24 protein-coding genes and 1 pseudogene are annotated in these 23,752 nt (G+C 71.3%); 5 read left to right on the top strand and 20 right to left on the bottom strand.

Translation table 11 applies throughout. From position 1 onward, the window contains the following. Positions 1 to 68: 68 nt before the first annotated feature. The 14 genes from ABGB01_RS38145 to ABGB01_RS38080 all read right to left on the bottom strand — a co-directional run bounded on the left by ABGB01_RS38145 (position 69) and on the right by ABGB01_RS38080 (position 13,477). Complete coding sequence (locus ABGB01_RS38145) at positions 69 to 1,223, bottom strand: acyl-CoA dehydrogenase family protein (RefSeq protein WP_347778501.1); 1,155 nt, start codon at positions 1,221 to 1,223, stop codon at positions 69 to 71. Beyond that, positions 1,220 to 1,834, bottom strand: coding sequence for a hypothetical protein (locus tag ABGB01_RS38140; protein WP_347778500.1), 615 nt, complete (start codon positions 1,832 to 1,834; stop codon positions 1,220 to 1,222). The genes ABGB01_RS38145 and ABGB01_RS38140 overlap by 4 nt, the downstream gene beginning before the upstream one ends. Then, on the bottom strand, positions 1,834 to 2,634 hold the full coding sequence (locus ABGB01_RS38135) for a hypothetical protein (protein ID WP_347778498.1): 801 nt from the start codon (positions 2,632 to 2,634) through the stop codon (positions 1,834 to 1,836). Before ABGB01_RS38135 ends, ABGB01_RS38140 begins: the two co-directional genes overlap by 1 nt. Position 2,635: 1 nt before the next feature. Then, a complete protein-coding gene (locus ABGB01_RS38130) occupies positions 2,636 to 2,899 on the bottom strand; it encodes an acyl carrier protein (protein ID WP_347778497.1) in 264 nt (87 codons plus the stop codon). Further along, complete coding sequence (locus tag ABGB01_RS38125) at positions 2,896 to 4,170, bottom strand: type III PLP-dependent enzyme (RefSeq protein WP_347778495.1); 1,275 nt, start codon at positions 4,168 to 4,170, stop codon at positions 2,896 to 2,898. Before ABGB01_RS38125 ends, ABGB01_RS38130 begins: the two co-directional genes overlap by 4 nt. Then, positions 4,167 to 5,504 carry an ATP-grasp domain-containing protein gene (locus ABGB01_RS38120; protein WP_347778493.1) on the bottom strand — a complete coding sequence of 446 codons (1,338 nt, stop codon included), beginning with the start codon at positions 5,502 to 5,504 and terminating at the stop codon, positions 4,167 to 4,169. The genes ABGB01_RS38125 and ABGB01_RS38120 overlap by 4 nt, the downstream gene beginning before the upstream one ends. Positions 5,505 to 5,510: 6 nt before the next feature. Continuing rightward, positions 5,511 to 6,443, bottom strand: a complete 933-nt coding sequence (locus tag ABGB01_RS38115; protein WP_347778492.1) for a 3-oxoacyl-[acyl-carrier-protein] synthase III C-terminal domain-containing protein — start codon at positions 6,441 to 6,443, stop codon at positions 5,511 to 5,513. Further along, positions 6,440 to 6,679, bottom strand: a complete 240-nt coding sequence (locus ABGB01_RS38110) for an acyl carrier protein (protein ID WP_347778490.1) — start codon at positions 6,677 to 6,679, stop codon at positions 6,440 to 6,442. The genes ABGB01_RS38115 and ABGB01_RS38110 overlap by 4 nt, the downstream gene beginning before the upstream one ends. Positions 6,680 to 6,694: 15 nt before the next feature. Next, positions 6,695 to 8,446 (bottom strand): fatty acyl-AMP ligase, encoded by a 1,752-nt coding sequence (locus tag ABGB01_RS38105; protein WP_347778488.1) that lies wholly within the window; start codon positions 8,444 to 8,446, stop codon positions 6,695 to 6,697. A 97-nt stretch (positions 8,447 to 8,543) separates the two neighbouring features. After that, positions 8,544 to 9,065, bottom strand: coding sequence for a hypothetical protein (locus tag ABGB01_RS38100; protein ID WP_347778487.1), 522 nt, complete (start codon positions 9,063 to 9,065; stop codon positions 8,544 to 8,546). Then, complete coding sequence (locus ABGB01_RS38095; RefSeq protein ID WP_347778485.1) at positions 9,058 to 10,095, bottom strand: hypothetical protein; 1,038 nt, start codon at positions 10,093 to 10,095, stop codon at positions 9,058 to 9,060. The genes ABGB01_RS38100 and ABGB01_RS38095 overlap by 8 nt, the downstream gene beginning before the upstream one ends. A gap of 11 nt (positions 10,096 to 10,106) precedes the next feature. Next, on the bottom strand, positions 10,107 to 11,174 hold the full coding sequence (locus ABGB01_RS38090) for a polysaccharide deacetylase family protein (RefSeq protein ID WP_347778484.1): 1,068 nt from the start codon (positions 11,172 to 11,174) through the stop codon (positions 10,107 to 10,109). A gap of 3 nt (positions 11,175 to 11,177) precedes the next feature. Then, positions 11,178 to 12,167 carry a Gfo/Idh/MocA family oxidoreductase gene (locus tag ABGB01_RS38085; protein ID WP_347778482.1) on the bottom strand — a complete coding sequence of 330 codons (990 nt, stop codon included), beginning with the start codon at positions 12,165 to 12,167 and terminating at the stop codon, positions 11,178 to 11,180. Further along, positions 12,164 to 13,477, bottom strand: a complete 1,314-nt coding sequence (locus tag ABGB01_RS38080) for an aspartate aminotransferase family protein (protein ID WP_347778480.1) — start codon at positions 13,475 to 13,477, stop codon at positions 12,164 to 12,166. Before ABGB01_RS38080 ends, ABGB01_RS38085 begins: the two co-directional genes overlap by 4 nt. 134 nt (positions 13,478 to 13,611) lie before the next feature. Between ABGB01_RS38080 and ABGB01_RS38075 the strand changes: the two genes are divergently transcribed. Both ABGB01_RS38075 and ABGB01_RS38070 read left to right on the top strand, forming a co-directional pair. Beyond that, a complete protein-coding gene (locus ABGB01_RS38075) occupies positions 13,612 to 14,478 on the top strand; it encodes an inositol monophosphatase (protein ID WP_347778478.1) in 867 nt (288 codons plus the stop codon). Then, the gene (locus ABGB01_RS38070; protein ID WP_347778477.1) at positions 14,459 to 15,085 is read left to right on the top strand and encodes a LuxR C-terminal-related transcriptional regulator; all 627 of its coding nucleotides are present in this window, start codon (positions 14,459 to 14,461) and stop codon (positions 15,083 to 15,085) included. The genes ABGB01_RS38075 and ABGB01_RS38070 overlap by 20 nt, the downstream gene beginning before the upstream one ends. Here ABGB01_RS38070 and mftF read toward each other — a convergent pair. From mftF to ABGB01_RS38045, 5 genes are read right to left on the bottom strand one after another with little or no spacing between them, the layout of a single operon-like run. Then, positions 15,057 to 16,433 (bottom strand): mycofactocin biosynthesis glycosyltransferase MftF, encoded by a 1,377-nt coding sequence (gene mftF / locus ABGB01_RS38065; RefSeq protein ID WP_347778476.1) that lies wholly within the window; start codon positions 16,431 to 16,433, stop codon positions 15,057 to 15,059. The two genes, ABGB01_RS38070 and mftF, sit on opposite strands and share 29 nt — an antisense overlap. Then, a complete protein-coding gene (locus ABGB01_RS38060) occupies positions 16,430 to 17,785 on the bottom strand; it encodes a condensation domain-containing protein (protein WP_347778475.1) in 1,356 nt (451 codons plus the stop codon). The genes mftF and ABGB01_RS38060 overlap by 4 nt, the downstream gene beginning before the upstream one ends. Then, on the bottom strand, positions 17,782 to 18,351 hold the full coding sequence (locus ABGB01_RS38055) for a hypothetical protein (protein ID WP_347778473.1): 570 nt from the start codon (positions 18,349 to 18,351) through the stop codon (positions 17,782 to 17,784). Before ABGB01_RS38055 ends, ABGB01_RS38060 begins: the two co-directional genes overlap by 4 nt. Further along, entirely contained in the window at positions 18,338 to 19,384 is a 1,047-nt protein-coding gene (locus tag ABGB01_RS38050; RefSeq protein ID WP_347778472.1) for a hypothetical protein, read from the bottom strand. The genes ABGB01_RS38055 and ABGB01_RS38050 overlap by 14 nt, the downstream gene beginning before the upstream one ends. Further along, positions 19,381 to 20,721: an MATE family efflux transporter gene (locus ABGB01_RS38045; protein WP_347778470.1), complete on the bottom strand. Its 1,341-nt coding sequence runs from the start codon at positions 20,719 to 20,721 to the stop codon at positions 19,381 to 19,383. Before ABGB01_RS38045 ends, ABGB01_RS38050 begins: the two co-directional genes overlap by 4 nt. A gap of 141 nt (positions 20,722 to 20,862) precedes the next feature. On the opposite strand from ABGB01_RS38045, the gene ABGB01_RS38040 reads away from it, so the two are divergent. From ABGB01_RS38040 to ABGB01_RS38030, 3 genes are all read left to right on the top strand, one after another. Continuing rightward, positions 20,863 to 22,020 carry a Gfo/Idh/MocA family oxidoreductase gene (locus tag ABGB01_RS38040; protein WP_347778468.1) on the top strand — a complete coding sequence of 386 codons (1,158 nt, stop codon included), beginning with the start codon at positions 20,863 to 20,865 and terminating at the stop codon, positions 22,018 to 22,020. Continuing rightward, a complete protein-coding gene (locus tag ABGB01_RS38035) occupies positions 22,017 to 22,955 on the top strand; it encodes a Gfo/Idh/MocA family oxidoreductase (protein WP_347778467.1) in 939 nt (312 codons plus the stop codon). Before ABGB01_RS38040 ends, ABGB01_RS38035 begins: the two co-directional genes overlap by 4 nt. 333 nt (positions 22,956 to 23,288) lie before the next feature. Next, positions 23,289 to 23,582 carry a helix-turn-helix transcriptional regulator gene (locus ABGB01_RS38030; RefSeq protein ID WP_347778465.1) on the top strand — a complete coding sequence of 98 codons (294 nt, stop codon included), beginning with the start codon at positions 23,289 to 23,291 and terminating at the stop codon, positions 23,580 to 23,582. A 43-nt stretch (positions 23,583 to 23,625) separates the two neighbouring features. On the opposite strand, the pseudogene ABGB01_RS38025 reads toward ABGB01_RS38030, so the two are convergent. Continuing rightward, a pseudogene (locus tag ABGB01_RS38025) lies at positions 23,626 to 23,752 on the bottom strand (inositol-3-phosphate synthase); the annotation flags it as partial.

Genomic DNA, 23,752 nt, shown 5'->3' with positions numbered 1-23,752 from the left:
CTCGCCACAAGCTCACGATGCCCCCCGACACGTCGTCTGACGAGGCGCGGGGCACCGGGTCGATCGCGTCATCTCCGGACGATCGTGCCCTGGGAGAGACCCTGGAAGACGTTGAGATGGTGGATGTTCCGCGTGCCCTCCATGTACTCGATGCCGCGCGCGTCCCTGACGTACTTGTCGAGCAGCGGATGCTCCAGGCGCGCACCGGGCCCGAAGAAGTCGAGCGTGCGCAGGGTCACGTCCTCCGCCAGGCGGGCCGCGCGCGACTTCGCCGCGGAGGCGAGCGGGCCCATACCCGGATCATCCTGGTCTGACGCGACGGCGGCCCGGCGGACGAGCTGCCGCACGCCTTCGATGCGCAGGCCGATGCCGTCGAGCTCGGCGCGTTCCCACGCGGTGAGCGCACGCCGGTGGGCGCGCACGTAGTCGTGAGCGCCGCGGGCGATCCCGAGGCCGAGGGCCGCCACACCGGGCCTCAGCTGATTCAGCGCGCGAACGGCGCCGAGCAGTCCGCGCCTGGACGGCGACAGGTGCGCGCCGAGCAGCCGGTCGGCTGGAATCTCGACGGAAGAGAAGCGCACGTCGGTGACCTGGTTGCCGCGCAACCCCACCGTAGGGATCGGCGTGGCGACGAAGCCCGGGTGGCCGGTGTCGGCGAGCACCGCGACGACGCCGAGCGGACCCGGCCTCACCCGAGCGAAGATCACGCCGACGTCGGCGCGGATGGCGTTGCCGATGAAACGTTTGGCCCCGTTGAGCAGCAGGCGATCGCCGTCCTGGGTGAGCGTGGTCTGCATCGCACCCGCGTCCGATCCGCGTTCGGGCTCGGTGAGCGCGAAGAAGGTCCAGGTGGGACGCTCGGCGAGACGCCCGTAGAAGAGCTCCTGCTGCGCCTGGCTGCCGAGCCGGCTGACGAGCACCCCGGACATGGAGGGGCCCGGTGCGGCCAGCATCATGCCCGCGTCGGCGGCCCCGAACTCCTCGCAGATCGTGACCCGCTCCATCCCGCCGCCACCGAAGGAATGGCCGTCGAGCGTGATCGGATCGTCGTCGTACTCCTCGGGAATCGAGAACTTGGCGAGGAACCGCATGCCGGGCAGGTCGAGGAGCTCGTGCACCAGGTCAGGGGTGCGCTCCAGGTCGAGCGCCCACTTCGCGAGCTCCTGCGCCCACTCGCGGGCATGGGCACGCAGCACCGACTGCCGCTCGGTCAACTCGATCATTTCGCTGCCCTTCCGGTGTAGGCGTCGGCGAGGAGTTCGGAGACGTGGGCGCTCTGGCCTGGACCGTCGGCGCGAAAGCCGCTGCCGCCGAGCAGCCTCAGCAGCATGCGGTCCGCCAGCGTGATCCGCTGGTGGAGCGCCGTCAGATGGTCGTGGTCGAGATCGCCGGGCTGCGCTCCCTCGAGCACCGTGAGGACCTCCAACTGCTCGATCACCGCCTCGGCCAGCTGGGCCTTGACCAGCTGGAGCAGCAGCAGCGGCGACCCGTCAGACGTGCGCCCGCCCAGGTAGGAACGGCAGTGTTCGAGGAGCCCTTCGGACAGGCCGTAGCGCAGCCAGGCCAGCCCCAGGGTCCATGCGGCGTTCATCTCCGCCCTCGCCGGCTCGCGCAGGGCCACCAGTGACCGCCCGTGCAGAGCCACCTCACCGAGGCAGGTGGCCGTGGCCTGCTCGCCCGCCACCTCGCGCGGGACGAGGGCATGGCCGGCAGGACCGTAGACGACCCTGCCCGCCGCCGGCCCCGCGTGCAACAGGAGCGCCGCGGCGACCAGCCCTTCCGTCCTGGCGGTGGCGCGGATGGTCGCGTAGGGGAGTTCGTCGTGGGAAGTCATCACGCCTCGCCTTGGGTGTCGAGTGTGCAGATGCTGAGGTTGCCCATCGTGCGGTCGTAGTCGGCGACGGCGACTCGCCGGCGGTGCCACCCGGGCAACGCGGCGGCCAGCGCCACCCAGACCCCGGTGCAGGGCAATCCGGGCGGCGCGACCCTGATGTGCTCGAACTCGTTCGGGAGCGTCGCCGCCAGGCCCCGTCCCGCGACCAGCGCCGTATGCCCTCCCAGCTCAGCGGCGAGCAGGCCGGCCACCCGCTCGGGGGGAATCTCGGTCCAGTGACGCACCTCGAAGCCCTCCGCCAGATCGCCGCCGTCGGTGAACACCAGGCCCGCGGCGCAGTCCCGCAGCGGCACGACCTCCTCCGACCCGGCCACGTCATAAGGCAGACTCCGCTGGTCCATCACCATCAGCACGCAGGTCGACGCCCCGTACGTGCGAAGGATCTTCAGGGCGGTGAAAGGCGCGACCACCCCCTGGTCCGTCACCCCGAGCGGGAAGGGCTCTCCGGGGAGCAGGTCCGCCAGGAGCGAGGTCGGGGACCGGACCAGATCGGTGTCGGGCACGGCGGTCGCCAGGGCGAACATGTCGACCGGCACCGGCAACGGCCCCAGCTCCGGGACCACGGCCTCCGCCATCTCCGCGTAACTGTTGAGCCGGGTGGACAGGTAGCCGGGGCGCGGAGGCAGGCCGTACAGGCCGGTGACGTCGTGGACGTAGCTGTTCATCAGCTCGTGGGCCCTGCCGGGGAGGAACGGCCGTCCCTCGTGGAACATCCGGGTCACGATGCGATGCAGCCGCACGCTAGCCCTGCTCGATGACGTAGTCGGCGAGCGAGCCGACCGTCTCGAAATGCCGCTGCTCCAGCGTGTCGGTGTCGAACTCGACCCGCAGGTCGTCCTCCAGCCGCATCAGCAGCTCCAGCACGCTCGTCGAATCGAGTCCGAGGTCGTCGAACAGGCGGGTCGGCTCGTGGATTTCCGAGCTTTCCCTGCCGAGCATGGCGGCGAGGGCGCCCGCGATGGCGCCGGTGATCGCGGAACGCTCGATCTCCTGGGTTTCGCTCATGAGCTGGTCTCCTTACGTGGGATGAGTCGCTGCCTGTCCAGCAGGTCGCTGACACCGTCGCGGTCGCGGACGAGGTGGGCCACACCGTCGACGACCAGGACCTCCGCGGGATGCCCGTGGCTGAGGAAGAGCACCGGCGACGCGCTGGGGCCGTACGCGCCGGAGTTGAACACCCCGAGCAGGTCCCCGGGACGCAGGTCGGGCAGCTCGACCGCCTTGCCGATCGTGTCGTTGGGCGTGCACAACGGGCCGGTGACGTTCCAGGGGCCCGATGGCGGGTCGGTCCGGTTGAGCAGCCGCATCGGGAAGTTGCGCTTGACGAACGACCCGATGCCCACGGCCGCCATGTGGTGGTTGGTGCCACCGTCGGCGATCGCGAACCGCTCGCCCATCGAGGACTTCACGTACCGCACGCGTACGACGTAGACACCGGCCGGCGCGGTGAGGTAGCGGCCCAGCTCCATGATCATCCGGGTCCCGGGATGGTGTGCGGCGAACCCCTCGATGACCGGGTTGAGCAGGCCGGCCAGGACGTCCACGTCGAGGTCGCGCTCGCCGTCGAAGTAGGCCACGCCGAGCCCGCCGCCGACGTCGACGATGTCGAGGGGAAAGCCGAGCTTCTCCGACAGCCGCTCCGCCATGTCGAGGATGAGCGCCGTGTTCTGCGCGACGACGTCCTCGCTGAGGATGCGGGTCCCCATGTACGCCTGGACACCGACGATCCGCACGTTCGCATGTCCGCCCACGAGGTGCGGCGCTCCCAGGAGCTGCTCCTCGTCGATGCCGAACTGGCGGGGCTTTCCCCCCATCGTCAGCTTCGAGCCCTTGACGGAGAAGGCGGGATTGACGCGGAGCACCACGGCCGCGGTCCGGCCTCGTTCGGCGGCGAGGCGGTCGATCAGGTCCAGCTCGCCGAAGGACTCGCACACGATGGCGCGCACCGGCGTGTCGAGACAGGCACGCAGTTCCGCCTCGCTCTTGCCCGGGCCGAGGAAGATGATGTTCTCGGGCGCGATGCCGGCCCGCACGGCGGTGGTCAGCTCGGCCAGGGAGGACACCTCGGCCCGTGCGCCGTACGAACCGAGCAGGGCGCAGATGGACAGGTTCGGGTTCGACTTGAGCGAGAAGAAGAGCTCGAGCCGTGCGTGCAGGCGGGCGCGCAACCCCTCGTACTGCTCTCGCAGGGTGTCGCCGTCGTACAGGTAGAGCGGTGTGCCGTACCGGTCGGCCAGCTCACCGATCCCGATCCCCTGGACCTGGTACGCCGTCATGTCAGTCTCCTCACGATCTCGTGGTCGAGGGCGGTCCGGGCATCGTGGCCGTCGGCGATCAGCAGGCCGTACAGGCGCCCGTCGAAGGAGGAGCTCTCCCGTGCGGCGGCGTTCACCGTGGCGAAATTGTTGACGAGCAGGCCGGCGCCGCCCGGGCCCTCCAGCAGCAGACCGGCCAGCTTCCGGCGCAGAACCCGGTACGGCAGGCGCTCGCTGAGCCGCAGCGGGTACTGCCTGGCCAGCGCCACCTGCCCCGGCGCCATGAAGCGCTCCTGAAGGGGTAGCTGGTAGGTCGACATGTTGTGGCGCGCGTTGATCTCGACCACGGGATACAGCCGCCCGCTCGTGTCCACCATGGCGTCCACGCCGACCACGCCGTAGAAGCCGTCCCGTGCGAGGATCTTCGCCAGCCGCTGGGAGGACTCCTCCAGCTCGGCCATCTGAGCGGCCGTGATCGTTGCCGGGATGCGGTGCCCCTTGTGCACGCCGTTCTCGGTGATGGCCTCCTTGACGAAGTCGAAGTGCGCGTTCGCGTCCGGGCTGACGGTGAACTGGTAGTTGAGGTCGGCGGACTTGGCCACCCACTCCTCGATGACCAGCGCGACCGTGTCGTCGCCGGACTTGGCCGCCCGGCGCCGGATCATCGCGTGCAGGCGCTCCAGTCTCTGCCGGTCCTCGACCACCACGATGCCCTTGCCCGAGACGCCGAAGGCGTCCTTGATCACCAGGCTTCTGCCCTGGTCGAGCAGGGGCAGCGCCTCGTCCAGCGCGGCCTCCAGCTCGGCCATGGTCTCCGCCGTCCGCCCGGCCACCTGGCGCAGACCGGCGTCGTCGGCGGCCCGGCGACTGTAGATCTTGCTGTTCACCACCTTGCACACGTCGGCCCGCGGCGTGACCAGGGGCAGCCCGGTCGCCGTTGACAGCCGCTCCTCCAGGATCGAGGTGCCGTGCGGGGCCAGCCGGACGCCTTCCAGCGCCGACAGCTTTTCCACAAGGCCAGGGTCGTCGAGCGCGTCGAGCGTCACGGTGCGCCCCGGGTCGTTGCGCGCGACAGTGTGAATCCGGGGCAGGTCGACACCCAGTTCGGCCAGATGGGCGACGTAGTCCTCGTCGGGAGCCTCCTTGAGGATCACGTGGTCGTGAGGACCCGCCAGGAGCAGGGTGAACTCGTCCATCCGGTTGACGACGGCGGCTCCGGCGGAGAAACCCGGGCGGGGAAGACCCTTCTCCCCCACCGCCCACTGGTTCTCGACCTCGAAATTGCCGACGAAGGCCAGCGGTGTGTCCGGCGAACCCGTCAGCGCCGCCTTGACGCGTTGGAGAAACATGAGCATGCCTTTTCAGTGTTCGAACACCATGGCGGAGAAGAACCCGCCCAAGCCCACGGCGGCCATCACGTACCGGTCGCCCGGCCGTAACCGGCCGAGTTCCTGCGCCGTACGGAGATTGATGAAGGAGTCGGCGCAGAAGCAGTGACCGGTCTCCGGGACGTTGTCCAGCAGGACACGTTCCAGCGGGAAGCCCATGAGCCGGCACACCCGCACCCAGGAGACGCGGTTGACGTTGTGCGGCAGGATCAGGGCCACGTCGTCGAGGGAGATCCCGGCCCGGTCGACGGCGGTCGTCAGGACGTCGGCCACCGCGTTCGGATAAACCTGCTGGAAGTCGGCGTTCACCTCGTCAGGGAGCACGTAACCGGAGTTGAACCTGCCGTACGTGCGCGTGGCGTATCCGAGCACACGGTCGTGCCCGCCGCCGACGCCGACCAGGAGCGCCGCCGCCCCTTCACCGTTCACGGCCGCGCCGGGCACCGTTCTCGCCATGGTGGTGAAGGTCTTCTCGCCGGTCAGGATCAGGGCGAGGGCGTCAGGATCGGCATCGGCCGCCAGCAGCCGGCCGGCGAGGTCGACCGCGAGCAGCCCCGACGCGCAAACCTGGTGGACGATGGTGAACGCCTCCGCCCGGCGCAGCCCGAGCGCCCGCCTCACCTCGTGAACGTCGCTCCTCGGGTAGACGGTCGCGACCGGCATGCTCCGCGCCTGGATCACATAGCGAACGCGGTCCTCCTGGCCGTGCAGTTCGCTGAGCTTGCCGGCGGCGGCGAGCATGAGGTCGTAGCCGGTGCCACCGGGCTCGCGACGGATGTGCGAGAGACCGAAGAACCGTTCGAACGCCCTGAGCTGCGCGTCCGTCAGCCCCAGCTCGTCCTGGAGCGAGGCGATCGCCACGCGTTGCGGCGGCAGGTGGACGGCGACTTCCCGCAGGTCGGTCATCGCTGTTCCACCAGCGTGCTCAAGTGCTCGGCCAGCGCGTCGATGGTCTCGTAGTCCCAGGCCACGGTCGGCTCTATCCGCAGATCCAGATGGTCCTCGATGTCGCCGCACATCGCGAACGTGTAGACCGAGTCCAGTCCGTACGTCGCCAGCGACACCGAAGGACTGATCTCCGACGGATCCTTGCCGAGGTAGGACGCGACCCGCTGGGTCAGCCAGCTACGCAGATCGTCCACGGACGTCTCCTTCGTTCATGTCACCCGGTAGCGAGCGCGCACGGCGGGCGTGAGGTCCTCGTGCAGGGCCCTGAGCTCGTCCTTGGCGAACAGGTCGCGCGTCAGCCCGCGCTGGATCTTCCCGCTGGTGGTCCGCCGGACCTGGGACGGCCTGACCAGGACCACACCGCCGACCGCGACACCGAAGTCACGCCGGATGACGCTGCGGATCTGCGCGGCGAGGCCGGACGGCGTCATCTCCTCCAGGGCGTGCGCGCGGCACTCCTGGACGATCACGATCTCCTCGTCGGGGGTGGGCACCGTGAAGACCGCGCCGACCCCGCGAGCGAGCGCCGGGTGCGCCGCGCGCACCGTCGCCTCCAGATCCTGGGGGTAGAGGTTCTGCCCGTGGACGATCAGCACTTCCTTGATGCGGCCCGTCACGTAGAACTGACCGTCGTGGGTCGTCCCGAGGTCGCCGGTGCGCAGGTAGTCGCCGCCGCCCCGGTCGCTGGTCGCTCCGAAGACGGCCCTGGTCGTGTCCGGACGGTTCCAGTAGCCGCGCGCCACCTGGGGACCGCGTACCCAGATCTCGCCGATCTGCCCGTCCGGCAGGATCTCGCCGTTCGCGGGGTCCACGATGACGACCTCGTCGCGGGCGAGCCCGCTGGAGACCAGGTGCCGGGTGTGCTCCTCCGTGCCCGCCGGTGAGGCGGGCACGAAGTGGCCGAGGGCGAGTTGGAAGGCGTCCACGCAGGTGGTCACCGGGCCGTGCCGAGGGTCGGAGCAGCTCACCGCCAGGGTCGCCTCGGCCAGGCCGTAGGCGGGGAGCATGGCCATAGGATCGAGCCCATGAGGCCGGAAGCGCTCGACGAAGGCCTGCTGGGTCGCGGCGCGGATCGGCTCCGATCCGTTCAGCACCTGGGTGACCGAGGAGAGGTCGATCCCGGCCGCCTGCGTCTCGGTGACCACTCGCGCGCAGAGGTCGAAGGCGAAGTTGGGGGCGGCGGTGAGGTTGACGCGGTGCCGGTCGAGCAGCCGCAGCCAGGCGTACGGCCGCTTGACGAAGGCCAGAGGGGACATCAGCACCGTCGTGGCGCCCAGGCACAGGGGGGTCAGCAGCAGGCCGATCAGCCCGAAGTCATGGAAGGTCGGCAGCCAGCCGCCGAAGCGCGTCCTTGGTGTGGCACCGGTCAGCCGGCAGAAGAGCTCGGTGTTCGCCCGGACGTTGCCGTGGTCCACCATGACGCCCTTGGGGTCTCCGGTGGAGCCGGACGTGTACTGCAGGAAGACCAGGCTCTCCGCGTCGGTCGTCCCCGGGTCGGCCCACTGCTCGGCCGGCGGGAGTGCTCCGTCGACGGCCAGGCAGGTCATCGTCTCCAGACCGGCGTCGCCGGCCCACTCCTGGACGGCGTCCAGCCCTGCTCGCTCGGCCAGGGCCACCTTGACGCCCGCGTCTCTGGCGATGCCCGCCAGGCGGGCCTGGTGGCTGCGGTGACCACCGGGCGGCGGCGCAGGAACCGCGATCATGCCCGCGTAGACGCAGCCGAAGAAGGCGGCGACGAAGCCGAGGCCCGGCTCGTTGAGCAGCAGGACCCGATCGCCCGGTTCGGCGTGCAGGTGGAGCAGCGCGGCCACGCGGCGCGCGGTCCGATCCAGCTCGGCGTAGGTGAGGCACTGGTCGCCGGCGGCGTCCGTCGGGTCCGTCGCGAAAACGACCGCCTCCTGGTCGCCGCGGACGACGGCCCAGTCCCGCAGGAGTGCCGTCAAGGTGTCGTGGTCAGGCATGCAACCCTCCCTGATGGGAACATGATGGGATGATTTCGTCCGGTTCTCGGAGGCGACAGCCGCGTTCGGGCGGCCCAAGGGCTATGCCTGATCGGCTTCACAGCCCCGCCCGGACGGCCGCGTACCGGACCCGCGTGTAGAGCGTGTTCAGGTCGTCGAGTTCGGCGTGGGGCGAGAGGAAGTGCGCGGGCACCTCGTTCGCCACCCGGGTCGAGGCCGGCACCACCGCGTCGGCGCCCGGGCCGCTCCTGCTGCCCGGATCCGCCCAGCTCTCGGCGGCGTCCAGGGCGGTCAGCAACTCGCTCACGTTCGCGGACGATGGTCGCCTGGCCACGAACACCCCCCGCGACAGGTATCGTCCGGGGCCGGCGGCGAGCACCGAGAGCAGGGCCCGGTCGGCGAGCGCCTCGCAGGCCAGGGTCGTCACGACCGGCCGGTCGTCCGGCCGCTCGGCGAGCGCCTGCTCGGGCCGGGCGCCGCACCGGGGACAGGTGACGGAACGCAGGCTGACCTGGGGATCGAGCACCCCCGGTGGCGCCGGGATCGAGGGCGGGACGAGCAGCAGCGCCCGTGCCTCTCGCCGGGCCATCCGCTCGGTGATGGTCGCTGCCTCACGCACGGACGAGCTCCTCCAGACGCGGCCGGGCCGCCGCGCGACCGCGTTCGACGGCCTCGACGCCGAGCCCGGTCAGAGCCGCGGACGAGCGCTCGTCCAGGCGGGCACGGTCGGCGGCGCCGAGCCCCGAGGCGACCCACGAGGCGATCGCCCGGTGGAGCATCCAGTCGGCGCCGGGGCCCGCGCGTTCACCCGCGTCCGCCCCGAGCATGTACGCCGCGGCCCACAACTCCCGCGCGTACGCGGGGACGTCACGGCGCGGCAGGGCGGCGAGGATCCGCCGGGGATCCAGGCCGATCAGGGCGGACCAGTCCGCCCAGTACCAGCCGAAGGGATGCTCCACGGGCTCGCCTGCACGAAACAGCCGCAGGAAGCACCGGGAGTCGATGAGCTCGACCGCGAAAGTCCCCCGCTCCCGGTCGTCCCACGTGCGCCAGTGTCCGGGGGCGAGGTTCCTGTCGCCCGCGTAGACGGTCGCGTGGAAGGAACCGGGATGTCCGGCCAGGCTGGGCGTGTCCTCATGGTCGACCAGGTGCGGCACCGCGGCCAGCACGGGCAGTCCGCGCTCGGCGCAGAAGAGCGCGACCATCTCGTCGTCGTCGCGGATGTCGTCGCTGATGGGAGCGAGGTACGCGGCCAGCTCCCTGGCCCGCTCGGCCGGGAGCACGAGCCCCTGGGTCGGGATCCACTCCGCCTGCGACAGCGGCGCCCACGCGGAGCCGGCCGCCGCGGCCCGCCTGACGAAGTACGAGTTCTGCGGGCTGTTCCAGTTGGAGTAGAGGGCGACGGCGTGCCGCGGCCGCGCGCGGACGGCATCGGCCAGGTGGGCGGCGAATCCGGCGCTCAGCCGTACGTCGTCCTGCAGGACGAGATGGTGGGTGGCATCGTCGGGCACGGCCGCCCAGGCGCGCTTGGCCGTACGCAGCGGGCTGGGAGTTCCCGACGGGTCCGGATCCACGATCACCCGCGCCTCGAGCGGGGCACAGGAGGCGAGCAACGAGGGAACCCGGTCGGCCCGGCGTGGATGATGCATGATCGCGACGCTTATGCGGATGTCCATGAAGATCCCACGCGCTCTTTCTGCTCGTCGGCGTCGATCAGGTCCTCGACGGGCACGAATCTGCACCCGCTCACCATGAGGGTCTCCAGGATCAGCGGGAGCGCCTCGATCGTCTGCGAACGGTCGCCGCCGCCGTCGTGCAGGAGCACGACGGATCCGAAGTCCGTGTCGCCGATCACCTGGTGGGCGATCGCCGAAGCGCCGGGCAGCGCCCAGTCCGCGGCCTCGACGTCCCAGAGCACGGTGGTCTGCCCGTGCCGGGCCAGCCACCCGAGCACGTCGGCGTCGCGGCCGCCGAAGGGCGGCCGGAACAACGTCGTGACCTGCCCGGTGATGCCGGCCAGCACCTCGGCTGTCCTGTCCACCTGGGCGAGGACCTCCTGCCTGGTGAGGTCGGGCAGGTAGGGATGTGACCACGTGTGGTTGCCCACGCTGTGGCCTTCCTCCGCGATCCGCGCCACCAGGTGGGGATGGGCCGCGGCGTGCAGCCCGAGACAGAAGAAGGTGGCGGGCACGCGGTAGTGGCGGAGCAGGTCGAGCACGCGCGGCGTGTGGTCGGGGTGGGGGCCGTCGTCGAAGGTGAGCGCCACCCTCGGGTGCACGCGGCTGCCGTGCGGCAGGCACCGGCCCGAGGCGACCTGCTCGGCCTCGACGAGCGCGGCCGATTCCAGGTCCTCCTCGATCCGCTGGTCGAGCCCGGTGAGCGTGCCCGAGTCGAGGACGATCCTGGTCAGGCGTGACCTGTCGGTACGGCCCAGCTCCGCCAGGACGACCGCTTCCGGCGAGCCGAACGCCCGCCGTAACGGCTTGACGTCGCCGTCGGCGCGGTAGACGTCGAGTCCCGCGGCCGTCAGATGACCGTCGACGACTCCGTTGGTGGTGTCGATGACGCACATCAGCGGTTCGCGTCCGGCCAGCCGGAGGAGGCGGGCCACGACGTCCCCCACCCCCACGGTCTCGAGGCGGAGCGGGGGCACGACGTGGGCTCCCGCGTGATCCAGGACGGCCAGCTCGTACGCGTCCTTCTCCCATCCGATGCCCGCGTACCACATCGGTCAGCCCTGCCGGAGCTGGACGGGCTGGCCGTCCCGCCGGGCCGACGTGTACGCCGCCTCGATGATCTCGGCGGTCGAGACGACGTCGTGGAGGGGATCCGCCCACGACGCGGGTCGCGCGAGCCGGGCGGTGAAGTCGGCGAAGAGGTCCGCGAACCATTCCTCGTGGGTGGAGCTCCGCGTGGGCGACTCCAGGGATCGCTCCTCGTCACCGCCGGGCCCGGTCAGCACGGCGGTGCCGTCCGTGATGGTCACCGAGGAGGCGGGGCCCGCCAGGGTGTAGTGGTTCGTACGCCTGTCGCCGACCCAGCTCAGCTCGATGTCGGCGATGCCCGAGGGGAAGTGCAGCCGCACCTCGATGGCCTCGTCGAGGCCTTCGCTCTGCCAGCGGGCCACGGCGGAGACCTTGGCGGGTCGTTCCCCGAAGAGGCGGGCGGCCATGTAGACGCAGTGCGAGCCGTGGTCCAGCAGGATGCCGCCGCCGGCGATCTCCGGGTCACGCCGCCAGTCCGGCCGGTAGGCGTCGTTGCCCCTGGCGTGGGTCTGCCGCTCGATGCGGAAGCACAACGTTCGCGGTGTCCCGGCGCCGGCCGCGCACTCCTCCAGCAGCCGCATCATCGGCGAGAACAGGTAGTTGTGCGCCGGGTAGAGCAGCCGCCCGGCCCGCCTCGACGTTTCGGCCAGGTCGAGCGCGTCGGCCGCGCGGAAGGCGACGGGCTTCTCGCAGATCACGTGGCTGCCGGATTCCAGCGCCGCCAGGGCCAGGCCGCGGTGGTGACCCGGCGGTGCGCACACGTCCACGACGTCGGGCGCGTGTTCGGCGCTCAGCTCGGCGAGCTCGGCGTACGCGCGGACGCCGGCCTGCCTGGCCGTCTCCTGCCTGGCCGGCGACGGGTCGACGACGGCGACCAGGTCCACGCCCGCCAGGCGGCGGTAGGCCGACAGCCGGGCCGCGCCGGCGACGCCGAAGCCCGCGATCGCCACCTTCATCGGGTCCCTCCTGCCAGAGTCGCGCGGATCACGCCGGCGGCTTCGCGGGCGAGGTCGTCGTCGACGTTGAGCGGCGGGTAGAGCCGCAACGTGTTGCCGCCCGTCATGACCAGGACGCCCGCCTCCAGCAGGGCGAGGAACGTCTCGCGCAACACCTGGCCGGACACGGGCTCCTTGGTGGCCTTGTCGGCCACCAGCTCGATGCCGATGGCCAGGCCAAGCCCGCGCACGTCTCCCACCAGCGGCGCCTCGTCGGCCAGCGGGCGCAGCAGTTCGAGCAGTTCGGCTCCGAGCTTGCGCGCGTGTTCCGCGAGGTCCTCCTCGACGAGCACGTCCGTGGTGGCGGCCACCGCCCGGCAGGCCATGGGGAACGCGCCGAAGCTGGAGGAGCTGGCGCTCGGGTCGGAGAAGGGCGCGGCGGACATGTGGGCGGCGGTGGAGATCACCCCGGTGACCGGGTACCCCCCGCCCATTCCCTTGCCCACTGTCACGATGTCCGGGGTGACGTCCTCGTGCAGGTAGGCCATCGGCGCTCCCGTACGGCCGAAGCCGGTCATCATCTCGTCGGCGATGAGCAGGGCGTCGAACTCCTCGGCCACCTCCTTGAGCGCCGCGAGATAGCCGTCGGGCGGGACGACGTTGCCCGACCGGCCCTGCACGGGCTCGACCACGATGGCGGCGAACGCCCCCGTCGATTCGCGTTTGATGACGTCGCGCGCCAGGTCCACGCACGCGAATCCGCAGGAGGGGCTCTTCAGCTTCAGCGGGCAGCGGTAGCAGTTGGCGTACGGTGCGCTGAAGTTGCCGGCGGGCAGCGGGCCCAGCCAGGCCCTGGCTCCTGACGTGAGCGCCAGGCTGCCCATCGTCTTGCCGTGGAAGCCGCCCCAGAAGGACAGGAACTCGTGTTTCCCCGTGACCGACTTGGCCAGTCGCAGGGCCGCCTCCACGGCTTCGGTGCCGCCGCTGTAGAGCTGGATGCGGTCGAGGGGCTCGCTGAGCACGCGGCTCAGGGCGTTCACCATGTCGAGCCGGGCGGGCGAGCCGAACGCGCCCGCGGGGGTGCCGGTGAGCTGGGCGGCCAGCGCCGCGACGTATCGGGGGTGGGAGTGTCCGATCGAGTTGACGCCGCCGGCGCCCTGAAAGTCCACGATCTCGTGCCCGTCGGCGTCCGTGAGCATGGCGCCTTCCGCATGCTCGACGCAGAGCTTCGACCACAACATCACGGCTTGCAGGCCGGGCCCGATGACCCGCTGCTCCGCGGCCCAGTGAGCGTCCGACCTGCTGCGCTCGGACGTCAGTCCCATTGCCATTTTCAGGCCCTTCCAGGTGTGTGTGCTCCAGCGTGCCGACTGTCCGGACGGGACATAAGCGGCGATCGGCCGGGCGAGAGGGCATACCCGAACGAGCCGGTGCCGCGGAACCCTCGCCCGCCTAGGGTGAGGAGATGGATCACGCCGGGCTGGTCGCCCTCGCCGCCGCGGCCGCCGTCGAAGCCGGCTCGCTCCTCGTCACCCGTTACGGCCCCGGCGTCAGGACGCGGGCCAAGAGCGGCCGGCATGACGTGGTGACGGAGGCGGACGGGCAGGCCGAGTCGCTGATCCGCACCATGCTGTCGGCGTCCCGTCCCGACAGCGTGATCGTCGGTGAGGAGACGGGCGCGAGCGGAGCGGGCGAGGTCGAGTGGTACGTCGATCCCATCGACGGCACGCACAACTTCGCGCGCGGTCTCGGGCTGTACGCGGTGTCGATCGGAGTGTCGGTGCGCGGCGAGCCGGTCGGCGGAGCCGTCTACGAGCCGACGCGCGGCGAGTTGTTCACCGCGGCCGGCGGCGTTCTCCGCATCGATGGCCGGCCGGCGCCCCCGCGCGTCGCGGAGCCCGATCCGCTGCCCGTCGTCCTGACCGACATCCCGACGCCGGGAGCCCTGGACCCCGCCGAGGCCCGGTTGCACGCGGAGCTGGTGGAGACGGCGGACGTGCGCAGGATCGGGTCCTCGGCGCTGGCGCTCGCCTACGTGGCCGCGGGCCGGGCCGACCTGGCCGTGAACGCCGACGTGTTCGTCTGGGACGTGGCCGCCGGGCGATCGCTGGTCAGGGCGGCGGGAGGGGGTTTCGCGGGAGTGCCTGGGGAGCCGGGAACGGAGCGCCGGTCCGGTTTCGTGGCCTGGGGCCCGCTCTTCGCCGCGCACGGCAGGCGGCTGTCGGACCGCCTCGCGGAATTCGCGGAGCTCGCTGTCCGGAACTCGTCAAATGCCTGGCCTTGCCCAACAACGACCGTATTTGATGCGAGTCATGACGCCGACCTTTCCTGAAGGCACAGATACCGCACCGATCAACGTCGCGATTCTCGTCGGCAGCGAGTTGCTTCATCGAGGTCTGGAGACCGTTCTGCGGCAGGTCCCCATGGTGAACCTCACGGTCGACGGCGACGCCTGCGATGTCCTGATCACCACGGAAGCGCTGCCCGGCACGCGCGGAAAAGACGTCAAGACCATTCTCCTGCTGGACGAGGCCCAGGTGACCCGCCCGGAGTTCACCCTCTCCTCGCAATTCGACGGTTACCTCATCCAGGAGGAGATCACGGCGAATCAGCTGCGCGACGCCCTGCACCGGGTGGTCGCGGGCGAGCTCGCGATCCCCGACCGGTTGGCGCGGGAGTTGCTCACGCGCGCGTCAGGCCCGCCGTCCGCGGCGGACGCGCCACAGCGCCGTCCGCCGGTCAGCCTCACCGCACGGGAAAGCGTGACGCTGTCCCTGCTCGCCGACGGCCTCAGCAACCGGCAGATCGCGCGTCGCCTGTCGATCTCGGAGCACGGCGCGAAAAGGCTGGTGGCCAGCGTGTTGCTGAAGCTGGACTCGCCCAACAGGACCGCGGCGGTCGTCACGGCGATCAAGGCCCGCCTGATCGAGTACGCCTGAGACGCGGCGACAGCGGCCGGAACATACGCTCGCGCACCATCCCCTTCCACACCCCGACCGCGCCCACGACGTCGTCCAGCACGTGCGCGGCGACGTATCTGACCGGGTCGAGCGGCGGGCGGCGCTCGACCCACTCGGCCAGCGCGGGCAGCACCAGCGCGGCGACGAGCGGGAGGCGCAGCCGGGGGACGGCGATCGCGGCGGGCAGCGCCAGCGGCCACCACACCTGCGCCACCGACGTTCCGGCCAGGCGGCCCGCCGTCAGCGTGTCGGCGGCGGCCAGCGCGGCCGCCCGCGCCGGCTCGCCGGGCAGTTCCCTGGCCAGGCCGGCCGCGTGGGCGGCCACGCAGGCGGCCGCCAGGCCCGCGCGGGCCGCCCGGCCAGGGGCGCACACCGCGGCGGCCCAGGCGAGGACGCCCCACGCGGACGCGTCGAGCGCCGGAACGGCGCCGGGGTGCCTGCGCTCCAGCGCCGCCACCGAGGTGCCGTACTCGACGCGGCGGGCCAGCCAGTTGCCCGGCCGGACCCTGTGACGGTGAGCGACCTCGGCGCCGGGCTCGTAGCGGACCTGCCACCCCGAAGCGACCAGCCGCCAGACGAAGTCGACGTCCTCCCCCAACGGGAGCCGCTCGTCGAAACCGGTGCCCGCCGCCGCCCGCCGGACCACGAGCGCCGCCGTCGGCACGTACGGCACCAGGCCGTCGGGCCTCACCACCGCGGCGGTGTCACCCATGTCGAGCGCGGAACGGGCGGCCTCGTAACGCGACAACCAGCCGCGTTCCACTCCGTACGACACGATCCGCGGGGCGACCGCCGCCACCTCCTGGTCGGCGAAGTGCGGCAGCAGCCGGTCCGGCCAGCCGGGTTCCAGGACGCAGTCGGAGTCCACGAACGCCACGTAGGGCGTGGTCACAGCGGCAAGACCGGTGTTCCTGGCGGCGGCCGGGCCGCCTTGCGTGTCCCGGCGCACGTAGGTGGCCCCGGCATCGGAGACGACCTTCGACACGGCCTCGTCGTCAGGAGAACCGTCGTCCACCACGATCACCGCGAGCCCGCGCAGCCCGGCCAGGCACGCGGCCAGCTCCCGCGCCCGCCCGTGCACGGGGACGACAACGGTCACCTCAGCCTCCGTGGGCCCGCCCGCTCCTGGCTCCGGCCGCAGCAGGCCCGCCTCCACCAGCAGACGGGCGAGTGCGATATGCGCGCCGGAGACCGGCCGCCCGGCCCGCCAGCGGGCGACCTCGCCGGCCTGGGCCCGATCGAGGTGCAGCACCCGGCGGGGATGGCCGCCCACGAGGACGCGTCCCTGCCCCAGGACGCGCGTGCCGGGGTCCAGCCGCGGGATCACGCGTACTCTCCGAGCCGAGCCACCTGCACGTCGTGGGAGAGCTGGTCGACCAGCAGCCGTTCGACGCCCCACAGGTACCGTTCGATGGCGTCGGGAGGCATGTACGTGGTGTCGGCGCACAGCGACAGCAGGACCGCGCCGGGATGCCCGGGCGTGTCTCCCACCTGCACGAAAACCGTGACGCCGTCCTCGTCGGTGCCGTCCGCCCAGCCGAACTCGGAGGCGGCCGGGGCGCCGGGCCGGATCACCGGCGCGGACGGCGTCCTGTAGTCGTTGAAGAAGGAGCGCAGCTCCGGATGCCCGCCCCTCTCCTCGCCGAGGTCGGCGATGATGTCCCAGGCCTTGTCCGGATCGAACCTGCCGTGGCGGTAGGCGCGGATCGACGATTTCCAGGTCGCCCGGATCACGTCGGAGAACGCCGGGCCGGCCACCTCGAGCAGCGCCGGGACGTCCTGCGTGAGGGTGCCCACGGCATGCCGCAACTCGGCCGGGATCCGGTTGCCGGCCACGAGCAGCAGGCCCACCTCAGCACGGCCGGTGACCGCGCCGAGCATCGCGGCCGCGGCGGCCAGGGCCACGGTCGAGTTGCCGACCCGGTGACGGGCGGCCAGCGTGTCCAGCGCGGCGGCGGCCACGTACGAGCTCAGGCCGGCCTGCCGGTAGCGGGGCGTCTGAGCGGGCCCGGCCGGCCGCGAGAAGTTGGCGTGCGGGAAGGCGCTCAGCGTGGAGCGGACGTTGGCCAGCGCGGCGGACTCCATCCGCCGCCCGGACGCGGACTGCTCCGCGGCCGCCACATCGAGCGGCTGGGCCGCGGGCACGGGTTCGGGCAACGGGCCGCCCTCCGCCCGGCTGCCGAGCATGCGCTCCAGCTCCGCGGCGAGCAGCCGGATGCTCTGCAGATCCGTCGCCATGTGGGTGGCGCACACGACGACCGCGTACGGCACGCCGTCGCGCGCCGCCACGACCGCGCGGAAGGGCGCGTCGGCGGCGTGGTCGAAGTCCGCGTCACGCAGCCGCTCCGCCAGCGCGTCCACCTCGTCCTGGCCGGCTTCCCGCTCGTCCAGGACGCCGACCAGGATCTCGCCGGAGGCGAGCACCCGCTGCGTGAGCCCGCCCTCGTCGGTGAAGACCGTGCGGAGGGACTCGTGCCGCGCGACCAGCTCGGCCGTCGACTCCAGCACGTCGTCCAGGCCGATCCCCTCGGCGACGGCCAGCGGGCAGGCGACGTTGTACGGCGTGCCGTCCGGCATCTGGCGCAGGTCACGCCAGACCTGCCGCTGGCCCCACGTGGCGGGCCCCGTTTGCGCGCGGGTCCCGGTGAAGGGGACCTTGTGCCAGGTCAGGTCGTTCATATGCCCTCCTCGGTCGTGGCCGTCAGCCGGACTTCCAGATACATGGCGTTGAGCTGCGTCTCGGGTTCCGGCGCGTGCGGGCCGGTGAACATCGGCCGGAGATCGCCGTCTCGCGCCCTGGTCACGGCGGGCAACGTCGCCTCGCCGTCGTGGCCCGCGGCGCCGTGCCCGTCCGTGAGGGCGTCCGCCCAGGTCTCGCTCCGGTCGACGGCTCGCAGGTCCTGAACGTCCAGCCGCGCCACGGCCCGCGTCCGGTACGCGAGCGGCCCCGTACCCTGCTCGATCGCGACGGCCATGGGCAACACCGCCCGCGGAGTCAGCCATTCGCAACCGAGCACGGCGAGCGTGGGCAGATCGCTCTCCTCGCCGCTCACGCTCCAGTGGTCGAACGGCGGATCGGCGCCCGCGGCACCGCAGACCGGGCACGGCACCACCCGCATCACCACGTCGGGAGCGGGCGGGCGGATGACACCCGGTGGCTGGTCGGGGGCGATGAGGCGGTTCAGCCGCGCCTCCCTGCGGGCCATCCGCTCCGCCACAGCCCGCAGGTCCTCAGCCGGCGACATCGGCGGTCCTCCTGACCGAGAAGCCTTCCAGACACGCCTCCGTCAGCGCGGCGCGCTCTTCCTGACCGAGCTGCGACCGGTCGGCGGGCCGCAGGCCGGACTCGACCCAGGTGGCCAGGGCCGGCCGGAGCCACTCCGCGGGACCGAACGCGGGAGTGTCCGCGCCGAGCAGGTATCCCGCCGCCCAGACCTCGGCCCGCACGCCCAGCCCTGGGACCACGCTCGGGTCCATGCCGATGAGCGGCGCCCAGTCGTGCCAGTACCAGCCGTACTCGTGTCCCGCCGGCTCCTCCGTGTGCGGGCGGGTGAAGCGGAGGTAGCAGCGCGAGCCGCGGAGTTCGACCACGTGCTCCCAGGGATCCGCCCGCTCGAACCTGGCCGCCAGCGCGGCGTCCTGTGCCGGATCGCGCGCCCAGTGCGCCGCCGGCGGCGGGGTCCGGCCGGCGAACACGGTCGCGTGATACAGGTCCTCGTGCGCGGTGAGGGATTCGGCCTTCCCCTTCTCCACGAGGTGCGGGATGGTGGCCAGCATCGGCGCGCGCCGCTCGCGGCAGAACCGGGCGATCATCTCGTCGTCGTCGACGACCTCGTCGGGAATCGGCGCGAGATAGCGGGCCAGCGCGCGGGCCTGCTCGGCGGGCATCAGGAGGGCGACGGCCGGCGCCCAGTCGGTGCGGGAGAGCGGGGCCCACGCGGCGCCCGCCGCCGCGGCCCGGCGTACGAGATAGGAGTTCTGCGGGCTGTTCCAGTCGGAGTAGAGGGCCACCACGTGCCGCGGCCTGGCCGCGACGGCGGCCATGACCTGCGCGGCGAAACCGTCGCAGAGCAGCGCGTCGTCCTGGATGACCAGGTGGTGGGTGGCGCCCTCGGCCACGGCGGCCCACGCGCGCTTGGCCGTGCGCAGCGGGCTGCGGATGCCCGACGGGTCGGGATCGGTCACCACCCGGGCCACCAGCGGCAGGCAGGCTCTGACCAGGGCGTCCACCAGGTGGGCGCGGGCCGGATGATGCATGATCGCGACGCTGACCTTCATCGTTCCCCCTCGGGGAAGCGGCGGCGGACGAATCCGCGCGTGAGCAGGGGCGCGACCAGCACGCCTACGGTGTTCAGAGCGGCGAGCGTCCAGTAGAAGCCCTGGACGCCGACCTCTCGCGCGAGCAGCGCTCCCACGACGACGCCTCCCAGGAAATACGGGATGTTCAGCAGGAGCGCGAGGACCCCGCCGCCGATCTGCTCGACGACCACGATGGCGGTGACCGTGATCCCCATGCACCCGTACGTGAGCCCGACGATGCCGAGGAAGAGCTCCGTCTGCGCGGCGACGTCGGGCGTCCCTGCGACCAGCGAGGCCAGCGGAGCGCGAGGCAGCCACACCGCGAGGGCCAGCACCGCGTAGGTCAGCCACGCCAGCCCCATGCCCGCCTTCATGACCGGCAGCACCAGGTCGGGCCGGCCGGCTCCGCGCAACCGGTTGATCGTGATCGCCGTCGCGGAGCCGATGGCGGTGGACGGGACCAGGATGAGCGTCTCCAGGGCCACGGCGACCGAGAACCCGGAAACGACATCGGGGCCGAACGGCGCCACCACCCACATCAGGCCGAAGTTGCTCGCCGCGATCACCAGGAACGAGATCGTGATCGGCCCGCCGGCGCCGGCCAGGTGGGCGACCGCCTCCGGCCGCCAGCCGAGCCTTTCCCTCGATCGCCATACGTCGGTCCTGGCCAGCGCGACGACGGCGTAGGAGAGCGCGGCGACGGCTCCGGTCGCCATGGCGATCGGCAGCGCGTACATGCCGAGGCCGGTGCCGAACCCGAGGACGGCCACCGTGGCGATCTCCGCACCGGCACCCAGCAGGACCACACCCGCCGCGCTGCGCGCGTGACCGTAGCCCCTGAGGCTGGACGAGCACAAGGACACCGGCAACCACAACAGGTTGGCACAGCAGATCCAGCGCACGAAGGACACGAAGTTCGCCGTGGAACCGGGCGGCACGTCGAGCAGCGAGGCGATCCAGGGGGCGCCCGCGATGACGGCGAGAGCGACGACCGCCCACACCGCTCCTCCGACGACGGCCATACTCGCCGCCGAGGGCAGCACGTCCTGGGGTCGTCCCCGGCCGCGGCTCAACGCGGCGGCGACCTGGTTGCTGATGTCCAAGCCCATCTGCAAGGCGATGAAGAGGAAGGCGAGCGGCATGTAGAGCGATCTGAGGTAGAGCGCCTCCTCGTCCACGCGGCCCATGATGGCCAGGATGATGAGCGGCGTCACGACACCCACGATCTCGCCGTACAGGATCGGAGAAGCCAGGCGGGCGATCTCCAGGCGGCCCGCCCACGGAACGGGCTCAGGTGGACGAACGACCTGCGCCACGATTTCCCCTTCCAGGCGAATGCAAAACACGCTGCATTTCGGCAACCATAGCCATGGCGGAGAAGGGCGACCAGCTGGCTGAACGGCTATGCCCGTTCAGGGTCCTATTACCGGAATAGGGAACAGGTTAAGGTGCTGGGCATGCAGGAACCAATGGGCGTCGCGATAGTGGGATGTGGATATGTCGCCGACTACTATGCGACCACTCTTCCCAACCACCCGCAGCTCAGAGCGGTCGGCGTCCATGACAGAGATCCGGAGCGGGCCGCGGACTTCGGCCGCCACCACGGCATTCCTGTTTTTGCGTCCATGGCCGACCTGCTGGCCGACGAATCCGTCCGCATCGTGGTCAACCTCACCAATCCGCGAAGCCATGCGGACGTGACCAGGTCTGCTCTCGAGGCGGGCCGGCACGTTTATTCGGAAAAGCCTCTCGCCCTTTCTCTCGCCGAGGCGCGCGAGCTCGTGGAACTGGCCGAGTCCCGCGGCCTGACCCTCGGCGCCGGCCCGTGCACCCTGCTCGGGGAGACGGCGCAGACCTTGTGGCGTGCGCTGCGCGACGGTGTCGTGGGGCGCCCCAGGCTGGTCTACGCCGAACTCGACGACGGGGCCATCCACCAGATGCCGTACTGGACCTGGGTCAGCGAGTCCGGCGCGCCGTGGCCCTACCTGGACGAGTTCCGCGTGGGCCCGGCCCTGGAACACGCGGCGTACTACCTGAACTGGCTGACCGCCTTCTTCGGCCCGGTCACGGAGGTCACGTCGTTCTCGGCGCTGGTGGTCCCCGGCAAGGTGCCCGGCATGACCGGCTGTGACTTCGCGCCCGACTTCACGACCGCGACCCTGCGCTTCACCTCGGGTGTGATCGCCAGGCTGACCTGCTCCACGCTGGCCCCCGAGGACCGCGCGCTGCGGATCATCGGCGACGAGGGCGTGCTGTGCGTGACCGAGTGCTGGGACTACGGTGCCGGTGTCACCCTGCGGGCGGTGGTGCCCGCCGAACGGCGGGAGACGTGCGATCACTATCTCGAGCCGCCGCTCTCCTTCCCCCTGGTCCGGCCGGCCGACTACCCCCACCGCTACCGGGAGCCCAGGGAGGACATGCACGACATGGACTTCGCGCGGGGAGTGGCCGAAGTGGCCGACGCCGTCACCGAGCGCCGCAGGGCCCGCGTGTCAGCCCGTCAGGCCCTGCATGTGCTGGAGATCATCCTCGCCATGACGGAGTGCGGCACGACGAAGATCGAGTCCACGTTCGAGCCCGTGACACCCATGCCGTGGGCGGGACTTCCGGCATGACGGTGCTCGGCTGGGGAGTGCTGGGAGCGGCCCGCATCGCTCGCTCGGACTTCCTGCCGGCGGTGGCGGCCTCCTGCGTGGCGCGCCTCGCCGCCGTCGGCGCCCGCGATCTCGGCAGGGCCACGGAGATGGTCGAAGGTCATCCCGGCGCCCGGGCGTACGGTTCCTATGACGAGGTCCTGTCCGACCCGGCCGTCGACGCGATCTACGTGGCGCTGCCCAATTCCCTGCACACCGAGTGGACCGTGCGCGCGCTGGAGGCCGGCAAGCACGTGCTCTGCGAGAAGCCGATGGCCAGATCGTCGGCCGAGGTGAAGGAGATCGCCGCCGCCGCTGCCGGTCGGGGCCGGCCGGTGGTGATGGAGGGGTTCATGTACCGCTTCCACCCCCAGTACGACACCCCCGCCTTCACGGCGGTCCTCGCCGAGCTCGGCGAGATCACCACCGCGCACGCGCACTTCTCCGTTCCGCTCGAGAAGCCGGACGACTTCCGCCTCTCCGCCGAGTTGGGCGGCGGAGCGTTCTGGGACCTCGGTTGCTACTGCGTCCACGCTCTGATGTGGCTGCTCGGTGACGTGGCGGAGGCCCGCGGCACGTTCACCGGCGATCCGGACGTCGCGGGTTCCGCGTCGCTGCGCTTCGCGTCAGGCGCGACGGGCACGGCGTCCTGGGGGTTCACCGGCACGTTCGCCGAACGGCTCCTGCTGGTGGGCACCGCCGGCGTCCTCGATCTGGAGCTCCCCTTCCTGGCGTCCGGAGCGGGCTCCATCCACCTCGCGACCGCTCACGGCGACCGGACGTGGACCCCCGCGGCGGCCAACCAGTTCCGGACCCAGGTGGAGCACTTCACGGCGGTGGTCAGGGGAGCCGCGGACCTTCGCATCCCCCTCGCGGAAACCCTGCGCTGGGTGACCGTCGCGGAGAACCTGCGCTAGGAGAACAGCCTTCCGCGCAGGCCTGCCGCGCGGACACGGAGCACAACCCCGCGTGATCGTGGCGACGCACGCCATCGGCCCGGAGCCGGACCTCCTGAGCGGTCGCGTTGCTGCATACCCGCTTTATACCAGGGGCCGCTAGAAAGATACCTGCGTTATACCGAGGACTGTTAGAAAGCATTTACTCCAGGCGTTTCCACGTTCAAGGAGCGGAATCAAGCACCCCGTGCACCCGGACGATCCAGCGGCGAGGACCAGTAAATCCAGCCGGCGACGTGCGACGTCCGTATTTCTCGGCCCAGCTGTTCAAGGTCTGCATTCGAGAGGAGACACGTGTACGCATTGATTGAATGGCTCAACGCCTGCATGCGTGGTGGACTGATCAGCAGGACACAGCAGGAGGTCATCCTGCTGCTCGCCGCCGGATGGACCGATGAGGCCGTCGGCAACAAGCTGGACATCTCCTCGCGCACCGTCCAGCGGCACGTATCCCGCACCATGACTCTCGTGGGCGCGCGGAGCCGCCTCGAGCTCGGCATTCTGCTGTCCAGCCGCGCGCAGTCATGGGTGATGCGCAGGGCCCGGACGAACCGGCGATCTTTCGCTCTGGAACCGGTGACCGGCTGAGGGGACTTACCGGTGCCGCCCGGGTTCCGGGCGGCAGTGGCGATCAGCGCTCGACCTCTCCGCGGATGAACTTCTCGACGTAGTCGCGGGCCTGGTCGTCGGAGTACTGCTCGGGTGGTGACTTCATGAAGTAGGAGGATGCCGACAGGATGGGTCCGGCGATGCCGCGG

Source organism: Nonomuraea sp. B5E05, from assembly GCF_039880665.1.
Taxonomy (GTDB): Bacteria; Actinomycetota; Actinomycetes; order Streptosporangiales; family Streptosporangiaceae; genus Nonomuraea.
Note: the sequence above shows the minus strand (reverse complement) of the source record. Positions and strands in the feature narration are given on the sequence as shown.